The organism is Streptomyces sp. NPDC094034, from assembly GCF_040303865.1.
Classification (GTDB): domain Bacteria; phylum Actinomycetota; class Actinomycetes; order Streptomycetales; family Streptomycetaceae; genus Streptomyces.
This window is the reverse complement of record NZ_JBEOUD010000053.1, coordinates 43,071-54,720: the sequence shown is the minus strand read 5'-3', so window position 1 is coordinate 54,720 and position 11,650 is coordinate 43,071. Positions and strand designations below refer to the sequence as shown.

11 protein-coding genes are annotated in these 11,650 nt (G+C 64.6%); 4 read left to right on the top strand and 7 right to left on the bottom strand.

The genetic code is table 11. From position 1 onward, the window contains the following. The first annotated feature begins 248 nt into the window (after positions 1–248). Both ABTZ59_RS32435 and ABTZ59_RS32430 read left to right on the top strand, forming a co-directional pair. Entirely contained in the window at positions 249–707 is a 459-nt protein-coding gene (locus ABTZ59_RS32435) for a hypothetical protein (protein WP_351421948.1), read from the top strand. Beyond that, positions 707–1,417, top strand: a complete 711-nt coding sequence (locus ABTZ59_RS32430; RefSeq protein WP_351421945.1) for a helix-turn-helix domain containing protein — start codon at positions 707–709, stop codon at positions 1,415–1,417. Before ABTZ59_RS32435 ends, ABTZ59_RS32430 begins: the two co-directional genes overlap by 1 nt. Positions 1,418–1,863: 446 nt before the next feature. On the opposite strand, the gene ABTZ59_RS32425 is transcribed toward ABTZ59_RS32430, so the two are convergent. The 5 genes from ABTZ59_RS32425 to ABTZ59_RS32405 all read right to left on the bottom strand — a co-directional run bounded on the left by ABTZ59_RS32425 (position 1,864) and on the right by ABTZ59_RS32405 (position 7,661). Continuing rightward, positions 1,864–2,829 (bottom strand): ATP-grasp domain-containing protein, encoded by a 966-nt coding sequence (locus ABTZ59_RS32425; RefSeq protein ID WP_351421940.1) that lies wholly within the window; start codon positions 2,827–2,829, stop codon positions 1,864–1,866. Between the two features lie 39 nt (positions 2,830–2,868). Beyond that, the gene (locus ABTZ59_RS32420) at positions 2,869–4,197 is read right to left on the bottom strand and encodes a glutathionylspermidine synthase family protein (protein ID WP_351421932.1); all 1,329 of its coding nucleotides are present in this window, start codon (positions 4,195–4,197) and stop codon (positions 2,869–2,871) included. A 194-nt stretch (positions 4,198–4,391) separates the two neighbouring features. Further along, positions 4,392–5,675 (bottom strand): MFS transporter, encoded by a 1,284-nt coding sequence (locus ABTZ59_RS32415; protein WP_351421922.1) that lies wholly within the window; start codon positions 5,673–5,675, stop codon positions 4,392–4,394. A 10-nt stretch (positions 5,676–5,685) separates the two neighbouring features. Further along, a complete protein-coding gene (locus tag ABTZ59_RS32410; protein WP_351421915.1) occupies positions 5,686–6,270 on the bottom strand; it encodes a TfuA-like protein in 585 nt (194 codons plus the stop codon). 137 nt (positions 6,271–6,407) lie between these two features. After that, entirely contained in the window at positions 6,408–7,661 is a 1,254-nt protein-coding gene (locus ABTZ59_RS32405) for a YcaO-like family protein (protein WP_351421909.1), read from the bottom strand. Positions 7,662–8,671: 1,010 nt separating this feature from the next. Between ABTZ59_RS32405 and ABTZ59_RS32400 the strand changes: the two genes are divergently transcribed. Next, a complete protein-coding gene (locus tag ABTZ59_RS32400) occupies positions 8,672–8,986 on the top strand; it encodes a hypothetical protein (protein ID WP_351421906.1) in 315 nt (104 codons plus the stop codon). A gap of 48 nt (positions 8,987–9,034) precedes the next feature. Here ABTZ59_RS32400 and ABTZ59_RS32395 read toward each other — a convergent pair whose 3' ends face one another. Then, positions 9,035–9,322: a hypothetical protein gene (locus tag ABTZ59_RS32395; protein WP_351421902.1), complete on the bottom strand. Its 288-nt coding sequence runs from the start codon at positions 9,320–9,322 to the stop codon at positions 9,035–9,037. A gap of 564 nt (positions 9,323–9,886) precedes the next feature. Here ABTZ59_RS32395 and ABTZ59_RS32390 point away from each other — a divergent pair. Then, positions 9,887–10,555: an HNH endonuclease family protein gene (locus tag ABTZ59_RS32390; RefSeq protein WP_351421898.1), complete on the top strand. Its 669-nt coding sequence runs from the start codon at positions 9,887–9,889 to the stop codon at positions 10,553–10,555. Positions 10,556–10,708: 153 nt separating this feature from the next. On the opposite strand, the gene ABTZ59_RS32385 is transcribed toward ABTZ59_RS32390, so the two are convergent. Then, on the bottom strand, positions 10,709–11,278 hold the full coding sequence (locus ABTZ59_RS32385) for a hypothetical protein (RefSeq protein ID WP_351421895.1): 570 nt from the start codon (positions 11,276–11,278) through the stop codon (positions 10,709–10,711). Positions 11,279–11,650 lie beyond the last annotated feature (372 nt).

Below are 11,650 nucleotides of genomic sequence, written 5' to 3'. Positions count from 1 at the left end.
CCGCTACGAGCGCAAAGCCGAACACTTCCTCGCCTTCACCAGCATCGCCTGCACCCTCATCTGCTACCGCAGATTCACCAAATGAGATGACGTCTTAAGTGATCAACGCACCACCCACCGATGATCATGTGGTCGTGGAGGCACAGGTGCGTGACTACGGGTTCTCGACGTCTCAGCAGGACGAGGTTTGGAGACGGTGGCGTGAAGGTCAGTCGTTCAGCTTGATCGGGCGGGCGCTTGGGGCGCCGATGCACAACGTCCGCCAGTTCCTGTACCAGAGCGGCGGTATCCGCTTCACCCCGCAGCAGCGATCAGAACGTCATCTGACCGGCAGCGAGCGTGAAGAGATGTCCCGCGGCATCGCCGCCGGGGAATCCGCCCGCGACCCCTACGCCCACCCCGAATGGGCCGCCGGAATCTGGTCCTCCGCCCGCGCCGCCCTCCTTACCCAGCGTCACCGCGCCGACAACACCCACGCCGGTGCCCTCCACGTACCCCCCGGCACCGTCGTCGCCTTCCGCACCGACGCCCTCTACCTCACCCAGCCCCACCACTGGCCCTACCACGGCCAGCCCGGCGACTACTTGTACAAGGGCCACCTGCCCGGCCCCGTCCTGGCACCCACCAGCGAAGACGACCTCCTGGCACTGCGCGACGCCGGACGTGACGCCCTCCAGCACACCCACACCGAAGGGGCCACACCCTGATGCCCCCACGCAACCGGCGCCCGGCACGGCAGTTGAACGAAGCCGCCCGCCTCGCCGACCAGTTCCAGGCCGCCGGCTACACAAAACGAGACATCGCCCGCATCATCAACCGCGACCCCTCCCTCGTCTCCCAGTTCTACACACAAGGAAAAGGCGCCGCCTTCATCCCCGCCCTCACCCACGCTCTCAACGCCCTCCAGACCGCAGGCATCACCGACACCACCGAACTCGCCACCCTCGCAGCCCCCCACATCACCCGCCGCACCACCGCCACCGGCACCCGCGCCCGCGTCCGCACCAAAGCCGTCCTCATCACCCCCACCGGCACCGGCACCGGCCGCGCCGGCGCCCAGGCCATCGCCACCGGCTCCACCCGCCTGCGCCCCCTCATCGCCGAAGCCGCCCGCCAAGGACTGCGCCTCGCCTTCACCGTCCGCATGCCCAAAACCGGCTACACCCTCGCCTCCGGCAGCCGCACCGACTCACCCGGCATCCGCCGCGACGTCATCCAGCGCACCGACCACACCGAGGAACGCTCCTACGGATCCGCCACCACCGGCGGCTTCGACGCCCGCGACTTCGCACGCCGCGTCGACACCGCCGGAGGCGACGTCACCGCCGCCGTCCACCAATGGCTCCTCGAAACGGGACGCATCCACAGCCACGCCCACATCACCCACCTCGAAATCCGCACCTGGCGCCCCCGCTGAGGAAAGGATCCGGATTTCCGTTCGCTGTTCTTTATGAGACCGGATCAGTGTGGCGTTCAGCGGCCGCCTTACCCTGAAAATTGCGGTGCCCCCGGTGAAGGTCACCCGGCGCGTCTGTCGCGGACATCGAGGGTGAGGCCACGCTGTGGTGAGTGGCGTCAGATCAACGGCGGTCGGGATGCTCGTGGCGGATAGGGTCGGGCCGGGGAGGAACTGGATGATGGCCCCAGTCGTGCCATCGTGGGCGACCGGCGTCAGGCCACTGACAGGGACGCTTTGTTGGTATCGCTGAGTCCAGGCTCCGTCGTTGCACGAACCGGCAGTGATAGTGAACCCGCACCGCCGTCAGACGGCTGGCTCAGCAGCCTGAAGCGAAACAGGGAGGTAGGTATCCGGGTGCATCGGTAATTTCCGTCTCGCAGGAACGGGGCCGACGGTTGAAACCTTCACTGCCGTTGCGCACGTGCTACGGCTGCAGTGACGACATCAGCATGCGCTTCCGTTATGCCCTTTTCGGTCAGGTCGAAGTCGGTACCTTCTAAGGTCCGCCAGAGAGTGGCAGTGGGGTTGACCTCAATTACCACGGGCCCATCCGGGCCTTCGACCAGGTCGATTGTTGCTATATCGAGCTCCAGAGCCCGAGTCGCGGTGAGCGCTGTGTACTCGAGTTCCGGATCGTTTTCGACGCGTGCAGTGGTGTAGGGATGCAGGAGGTGACGCACGCTGCCGTCAGAGGACGTGCTGATGTGCGCGACTGCTGCGGCGATGCTATCCCCCATAACGGTCAGGCGTATGTCGCGTCCCGGATTGGGAATGTAAGGTTGAGCACACAGAACCCGGTAATGGTTCAGGAGGTGCCATGTGGTGATCTCCTCGCGGGTACCCAGAAGTTCACCCTCGGTGTGCCCGGCTCCCTTGGGTCGCATGCGGACGACATCGATTGAGGCATGGCCGTAGACCGGTTTCAAAACGATTTCACCCCAATCTCGCATGCATTGGTCAACCTGCTGCACTGAGTAGATAATCCTGGTGTCGGGTACGGGTATTGCGGCAGCGCGAAGCACCTGCGCCTGGCGCATCTTGTTCTCGACGGTCCGCAGTGCCGTCGCCCGGTTGATTAGACGGACGCCGCAATCTTCAAGGTGATCGAACCAGCCGAAGAGGATGGCGGTGTCTCCTGCAGTGTGACGGGTGAGGACTTGCGAGCGAATCACCATGGCGTCGGGGAATGGGGACTCGGTTCCGGCTCTGACTAGCGTGTCCCGGGAAAGGCCGAGACGGAGGTCTTCCCAGTCCACGATCTCGGCGCGGACACCGCGCCCGTTAAGTACCTCGTGGACGGCGGCGACCTCCCAGGTCGGCTTGGATGCGTCCTCCCAGCGGTCGACGATCCAGACCGTCGGTCCGGGCATTGTTCCTCCTTCGTCGATGGCCCTACGCTGAGGTGTACATCACTCGGAACCGGTAAACCTGCGGATTGCAACCGGCAACAGCATTCCTCGCCGGCCGATGTTGGTGACGGGGTCGTATGAGGCACGGCATTGGAAGCCGACAGCCTTACCTCCGAACAGGTAGACGTCCAGTCCGTGCATCATGTCTCCGCCGTCAGTCGTTCCAGAGGCGGCGATCCTGCAGGTGGGAAGGGGTACGTAGTCCTGGACGACGTAGTCCTGTGTGCGAGCGGCTTGGCTGAGCAGGGACTGCCAGGTTCGGGAATCGGTCCACCGGCCTACGGCCACCCCCTCCCCTCGGGTGAGATGGCGCGGCTTGAGTACCAGTCGGCTGCGAGCCTTGACGGCGAAGTCCATCAAGGGGAGCACTGCGCCGTCCGGGCCAGTGGTTTCGCATTCTTCGAGGGCGCGGGTCCAGGGCACGTGCCGTTCAACGATGGCTCGTTCGCCCGGGTTCAGGGGCAGACTGTCCGCGAAGCGCTCGTCAGTGAGCAGAGCAAGAACGGCTTTGTCTTCGAGGATGCACTGCGAGATCAGAGGGTTGAGACAGCAGACTGCTCCGTCGGCAGCTGCCTGCAGATATCCGTGCGCCGCCTCATCGCGGACCAGGTCCAGTTGGTCGAGCTTGTTGTAGGCCAGGTCCACGGTGGACCCACGCCAGATGAGGCGGCCCTTGCGATAGCGCAGGTCCGCGGCCTCGACGCGTTCCGCCCGCAGTCCGTGCTCACGGAACTGGGTAAGCATCCAGTCGACCTCGTTGGTGAAACGACCGTTGAGGTTCACCACCACTGCGAATCCCGGTTCCCGCCCGGATTGTGCAACGTGGCACTGGATCAGCTCCTGGGTGAAGGCGTACCGGTCCGTTTCCAAGACCTGCGGAATCCACTGGTCCGTTGCATCACACCAGGAAGGCCCGCACTCCTCCCGCCACAGGCGTGCCGTGATGCCGTTCTGGATCACTCCACCGGGACACGCCGTGTTCGTCTCCATGATCCGGTAGGTGCCGTCGTGATCGGTGGCGCCGTCGAACCGGCAGATGCGTGCGGCTGGCCGCAGTTGAGGCGAGAGCGTCATCAGGTGGGCGTACGGAAGGTAGTGGGGGAAGTGGCTGCGCACCTTTGCGTTGTTCAGGTAAGCGTCGACAACTCTGTCAATTATCTGGTGGAGGGCTTCGGCGGTTGAGGAGATTCGGGCAGCGTCCTCCTCATCCAGGATGAGCGGCTCCGGTGAGGCCGGATATGCCCGCCCTTCGAAGTGCACACCGGCCTCGAATAGCCTCTTGGCCAGCCGGATCCCGGCGTTGCTTGCCGCGCCCTCGTCTGCGGGCAAGGGACGCGGTGTGTCGCCGGAATCCGGCTGCGGGACTGGCGGCATTCGCTCGTTCTCCTCTTCCGCGGCAGAGAGGGTGGGTGAGGCAGCGCTCATCGATGTTCGAGCGGATTGTCGGCTTCAACAGTGCGCCCTCGCTCCGCCGTAGTCCGGTGCTCGGAGCGGTCCAGACTGGATGATTTGGGCGTTCTGTCTCAAGCGCAGTCACTTTCCGCTCTCTCGTCTCCGGCCGCGGTGTGGATCGCACGATGCTTCCCGTGGGCGACGGGTTGGCGTGCCAAGGAGAGCAGCAAGGGGAGACAGGCGGTGGATAGGCCGACCGCGCCGAGCACCAATGCTGTCCTAGCTGACCAGGCTGAGCCGATCGCTCCTCCCAAGAGCCCACCGAACGGCATCGTGCCCCACACCAGAAAGCGGATGCTGGCGTTCATTCGTCCACGCAGGTCAGGCGGGCAAATCCGCTGTCGGAGGCTGAGCTGTGCCACGTTGAAGACAGTCGCGCCAGCGGCCATTGTGAAGTATCCCAAGCCTGCCAGGACAAAGGTGGAGGGACTGTTGGGCACCGCGATCAGGAAAGCGAAGGGTGCAGTGAAAGCGGAGGCCATCCAGATGACACGCTCCTCGCCGAGGCGTGCCGCCCAGAGTTGAGCGCTGAGTGCCCCAGCGACGCTTCCGCAGGCACCGAGAGCGAAATAGACACCGACGTAGCCTGCGGTCAGTCCGAGATCTCTGACGAGCCGGACTGCGATAACCGACTGGATCACGAGAGCGAAGAGGTTGAACCACCCTGTGCTGAGGGCTATCGCTCGTAGCACGGGGGTTTTGAGTACGTACTTCAGCCCATCCGACATTTCCTGCCACATCCGAGCCCGTGGAGGAACCGACCCGCTTGACTTCTCGCGCACACGGATACGCAGGAGGAAGACTGTCGACAGGACGAAGCATGCGGCGAGCACCACTGGCAGAGCCTTGGCTCCTGTGAGGGAAAGCATCAGACCACCTGCGGTAGGCGCGGCGACCTGGGCGACCGACTGGGTGGCGGCGATGCGTGCGTTGCCCTGTACCAGAGATTCTTGCGGGACGATGCGCGGCACGTAGCTCTGGTGAGCGACATCGAACAGGACTGTCGCGGTGCCCACGAGAAGAGCCGTCACGTAGACTTGAGCGAGTGTCAGTGCTTCGAGCAGGGCACCTATACCCAAGACGGCCAGCAGTGCGAAACGGCATACGTCCGCCCACACCATCACGGTCCGCTGTTGACGCGCCCGGTCTACGAGAACTCCTGCCGGCAGGCCCACCAGCAAAAAAGCGGACGTGGCGAAGCTGTTGACGATTCCGATCTCGAAGGTCGACGCATCCAGCAGCTCCAGGGCTACCAACGGCATTCCGAAAGTGGTCGCCTGCGCCGCGAACTGGCTGGCGCCGTCACCCAGCCAGAAACGCCGGAAGTCGATGTTCTCCTTCAGGATCTCGGCCACGCTATTGCCCTCACTGCTCGGCTTGCGCAGCTTCGAAGCACGCCCACGCATTGGTGCGAACGAAGGCCGGTGGCCGTGCAGGCTCAGAAAGTGCAGAAGTCCGGCATGCTTGTAGAGCCTGCATGGCGTCATCGCGTTTGAGGTCCGGCTTCCGGTCGTCGAGAAACGTCCTGAGCCGGTCCAGCTCAACGTCAGGCACCTCAAAAGCTGCCGAGCGCAGCAGACACCCCCACGTGCGTTCCGGGTAGAACATGGATTTACCGATCACGGCGATCCGGGCCGCGGTCGCCTGGCTGATCTGTCCACTGGCTGCAGCACACTCCAGGGCCGCGCGGATATTTACCATGGGATCGGAGACAGCCCGGAACCCGCTGGCCTCGTCCTCGTGAGCCACCGCGACCTCGTCGTCCCCATCAAGCACTCCGTCCCGGTAACGTGCGAAGACCCCTCCGATTCCGACCATCCCATAAGTGTGAAGCTCTGCTGCCCTGAGCGCCCCCATGCTCGCAGCCCCAAGGACCTTCACACCCTCAGACATGGCGAACAGGATCTCCTTGTGCCACACGGCAGGTACATGCTCGAAATACCCGTCCACGATGAGGAGTTGACTGCACCCGTCTCGTACCGCGCGATAGACATCTCCAAGGGCCGCTGGGGGGCAAATCTCCGCGTGGGGCAATATCGCTTGAGCTTGAGAATGCCCCAACGAAGGGCCGAGGAACACTCTTGTGCTCACGCTCTGCCTCCCAGTGCCGCCCGGGTGCCCAGCGCAGCCTCTCCAGCCGGACCCTCGAAACCGGGCACAAGGATCTTGACAACCGGCACACCGAGATCAGGAATGGTGAGGTCTACCATCACCACCTGTCTGGCACCGGCCCTCGACAACGCCGCGAGGACCATCCCTACCTCCTGAAGGAGGCTGCATGGCGCCGGCTCGTCCGCGAAGCCCTCGGTCTCATCAATGCCGGCCAATTCGGTCGCGGCCTGCGCTACGAACTCCGGATCGCAGGACGCAGACAACGTCTCGGGAAGGAGATCATCACGACTCCCGGATATGTAGGCCATGCGCGTTTGCGCCGCCTCTGTAAGTGCCCGCGCGAGCGCGATCCCCGGTGATGGATGACACCCATAACCATCGTGCACCCCCACAGGTCGCCAGAACCGCTCAACCTCGCGCGGAATCAATGTGCACCCATACGCAGGAATACATGTATCCGAGGTGATGTCCCACACTGCGACATCCAAACCAGCATCCGAGAACTGCTCCAGCAACCGTCGGCAGTTCGCATCGCGCACCGTGGAACGCCTCACCCTCCGATACTCTGAGTCTGCCCTCCATAACGTCTCCGCGTCCCGCTCGATCACCTCGCACGCAGCGTGGAGGACGGCCTCAGTCAACGTGTTCCCGGAGGCCAAGCCGTTGGACCCGCGTAGCAGACCGGTACGTACCGGATCACCCTGCGACAAGTCCAGAGAAACCGCCTCCCAGGGCACCCAGACGGAATCACCCGTGAACAGGTCAACTCCCTGAACCCAGGAACAGACTTCGTCTTCCCGGAAGGGCATCTCCGGGTAGCAAGGCAAAGCGGGGGCGTCGACCACGGGTTCGCCAGCCGCCAGCAAGTCCTTGTACGCAGCAGGCTGACCACTGGGCCTGACCCACTCTGCGTGCCAGGTCTCAAGGCTCTCCATCATCGCAGAAGTCTTCGCAGCCGCGCCGGTGATTCCCTTGCCCATACTGACCACGAGAGAGCGTGATAAGGGGCGTACAGCAGAAAAGACCGGAACTCCCAAGGCATCGAGCCCCGTAAGATCCGCGATTCGGGTAACACCAACCCTTGACGCCACATCGATATATTCAACGAGGGTCTCATCAGGCGTTCGGATCCTGTGAGTCCCGTCCCGGAAATCATCGCCAGAGCCAGCTGAATCTGACACGATCCTCTCAAAAACCAAGATCGCGGCCCTGGTGTCCTTGGCACTCAAATCATCCGCTCCCTGAGCACAATTCCTGTCGCCTTGTCGTGGAAGGCCCGAAGGCCTTCCACGACAAGAAACTGCCTGCTATCAGGCAGACGGCCCATGGATCACTTACCTGTGGGCCGACAGTGAACGGCGGCGCCTATGCTCTTGAAGCGCGACTTCAGAACCGACTCGGTGCTCCCCATAGCCATCTCCCATCATGTGGACGGACATGTGGCTTGAAAGTCGGTGCACGATATTCTCACCGACCATACAAGCGCTCTCGAAGGTACGGTCAGGTGACACGTCGATGCAAGATAGAGGAGCATCGAAAACTGGCCGCGCTCCCCAGGTTCATCAGCCCCCTCACCTCTCGTACATCGCTTCCACCTGGGATTACCTCCTGCGTCGATCGTCAGCGGGAGACTTGTATCTCGACGCGCCGCCCCGTCCGATCTGCAACAACTTATTGACCGCAGAGTTCATGGCCAGAAACTGTTGCGACGTTCATCGTCAGTTGATCACCGCGCGAAACCAAGCCGCCTTCCTGTGCAATTCCGCATGCTGAGAAGCTGTTGTCTTCCGGGCTTGAGAAAAACTGCGTTTCTGCTGGTCAGGCGTAGAGGCGGAAGTCATGTGGGAGCAGTGGCCTGTCGCGTTGTCGGTCTCCGGGAGGGGGTGTGGATTCCGTCGGTGGTTGGGCTGTTGGAACAGCGTGAGCTGGATGCTCGCCGTTGTTTGGGCGAACGCGTGAGGAGGCCGGCCTATCCAGGCCGAGCTGGCCGCAGCCGAGCAGGAATGGCAGGAGTGGGTGATCGCCCGCAGGCGGGTTGATATGGTGCTGGCTCGGGACGGCGGCAGCCCCGCGGACACGGAGATCACCCCGAATTCGCAGGACGCGGACACGAAACCGGTGCCCCCGGGTGCGGTGGCCGGCTCATCCGCACGGCACCCAACGCCTATAGATCACTCTCCCTGATGCCTTGACATCGTCAATGGGCCCGTAACTTCGTGGCATTGATAGACCGGCGACGTTGTTCGCCGCTTTCGACGACCCGGACCTGATCGCGCTTGCCGGGCTGATCCCGGCCGTCCTGTTGGCCGAACGATGCGACCTGCCTCGGCTGGTCGCCGAGAAGGTCAAGCTGACCGGCGCGAGGAATGGCGCGGGCACGGCCGAGGACGCAAAGACCCTGTCCATCGTGGCCGGGATGGTCGCCGGCGCGTTCGGGGCCAGGGACGACTGCACCACCTCTATCCTCAAACGCATCCTCGACCACCTGGCCATCGAGATCAAGAAGGAAGCGGCTCGTGAGGGCGCACGACGCGGAACTGCCCGTGCCAGGTGAACTCGAAGAACCCGGCCAGCTCGTCGCCTCCCTCCGCTCGGGAGCACCTCACTGGGCACCGTCGCCAAACTGCTGGAGGAACTCCTCGTCACAGGCGGCTGGATGGACTTCGTCACCCGTCTCGGCGACCACATCATCTATGACTCCGGCGAGTTCGCCGAGTTCGTGCAGACCCTGCCCTTGCGGGGACTGGGTGCTGACAACTGCGTGATCGAGCGGCTGATCGGTCCCCGCCCGGACTTGCCGGCCATCCTCTACGAACTGAGGCCCCCGCGCGATCGGGGCCGGCCGAAGAATGTGGACGATGTACAGAATTTTCCCGGCCCCCCGGTCCACGGCCGTAGGGGAGCCAGCAGCGCCAGGCAGCGTCGTAGGTCACCGCGGTGCTCGTCCGCTGGCCCGCCGCAATCGCTCCGGAGTCGTCGCACGAGCTCCGGCATCGCGAGGCCCACTGGTTCCGGGAGCGCGGCGTACGCGTCCGCTACTTATGGGCGCCGTTGGTCGCGATAGGAGATGAGCTCCGGTGAGCCTCCTCCACCGCAATCGCCCGCGGATCTGCCGGGACGACCCGAAAGCCCTTGTCAGCCCCGTCCACGTCATGAGGGCCACTACCGCCGTTCCCACCGCCACCAACTGCCCCGGCGCCTGATGGCAGACCTGGCTCCTCACGGCGCGCTCGCTGCCTCGGTGCTCGCGGTAGTCCCCGCCCCATGGCGGCAGTCGCAGCCCCGAACCGTCCGTCACCATGGCGCCGCGTTACCGGGCCATGCTGCCTACCGGGTAGCGAGTGGCAGTGTGATGTGCCACTCGTATGGGTGGGGTACGGCCAGGCAGCGGCCAGGGAGGGCGCCGGGACGCTACGAAGATCACGACCGATTGTGATTTCTGAGAGGGGCTCCTGTGCGCTTCGCCCGTACGATTCAAGCCGCCGTCGCAGTCGCCGCGTTCGGCGCGCTGCTCATCCCTTCCCAAGCAGTCGCGGCCGCTCCCGGTGACGTCGTCACCATGCCCGTCCGCGACGTGCTTGCAGCCCTGCCGGTGCAGGAGGAGGACCGCGACGGCTATGAACGCTCGAAGTTCCGCCACTGGATCGACGCCGACCGAGACGGCTGCAACACGAGGGCAGAAGTCCTCAAGGAAGAAGCCTTCCGGCCTCCGCAGCAGGGGCCGAAATGCGCGCTGAGCGGCGGCGAGTGGTATTCGCCGTATGACGACGTCTACTTCACCGAGGCAAAAGCCCTCGATATCGACCATTTGGTGCCGCTTGCTGAAGCCTGGGACTCGGGTGCCTCGGCATGGACGGCCAAAGAACGCGAAGCGTACGCGAACGATCTGGGCGACCCCCAGGCCCTGATCGCGGTCTCCGCGAAGTCGAACCGGAGCAAAGTCGATCAGGATCCGGCGACCTGGCAGCCTCCCGCCACCGGCTACCGCTGCGAGTACGCCACGCACTGGACCGCGATCAAAACCCGGTGGGGTCTGTCCATCGACCCTGCCGAGAAAGCCGCGCTGACCGACGTGCTGTCCGGATGCCTGAACGTGCCGGTCAAGGTGACACTCGCCCGATAGAGGCAGCCCGGCAACGTCCCTGTCCTCGCCCCGTCCAAGAGGAAGGAAACGGGGACATTCACCTGCCGAGCCGAAGGAGCGGTCTGGTCTCGCCGTCCGGCGAGCGCCGGGCTCACGCCCGATGCCACTCGGCTCGGACTGCCCTGGATGCCATCACGGAGGATCGCCGATAACGGGCTGGGCCAGTGTCCATGTCAGATCTTCCGAGACGGCGTCCAGGGCCCAGGACGTGAGGAGTCCGCTGTTGGTGAAGAGGTCAAGAGCTTGGGCCAGTTGTACGGCGGACAGATCGCACAGGCGGCGCAACTGACCGCTGTCCGCGAGGCCGTGCGGGCTTCCAGCCGATGTGTGGGCGGTGAGTGTGAGAACGGTGAGGCGTCCGGCCGCGCTGCTGTGACGAAGGTGCCGTAGGCAGGTCACACGCAGAGCCCAGTCGGCGGCGCGTGCGCGTTCGCGGCGCGTCACGCCCGTGCTCAGGTCGTCCAGGATCTGAGCCCTGACACTGCGATGGCGGAAGGTACCCGTCGACTCCATCCGGAGCCAGCGGGCGTCCTCGAGTTCTTGCCACAGGGCGTGGCCGCGGGGCAGTCGCATCCCGTGCAACAGGCCTGCGGGGAGACGGACATGGCCTGAAGGGCCGGCCCGCAGGCAGCATTGCAGGGCCGTGAGACGTGCCTGCGCGCTGGTGCCGGGCGGCAGCGAGGAGGCCAGATAACTGAGCATCTCCCGTACACGCGTTCGGTCGGACGATCTGTCCGGCCGCCTCCTGCGTTTCGTCCTGCCCCGGCGGTCAATCCCGGAAGGCGGCTGGGCCGGCGAGGCGGTGAAAGCCGTGTCGGGCACCACTGCGGCATGTGCGGTCGCCGCCGCGCACGCCGCACACATGTCAGCCAGCCGCCAGACACGACCGCCATGTCCGCGGGTGAGGACCAGCAGAACGGAGCCGGCGCAGCCGCGGTGACGCCCGTGCCAGCGGCATCCGCGCTCATGGCATTGGCAGGTCCGCAAATACGGCGGCACTGCGTTCTCGCGCGCGTGCCGGGCCAAGTGGGCCAGAGCGGCGGACCGGGCAGAGGTCCCGGCCGGCCGCTGGGC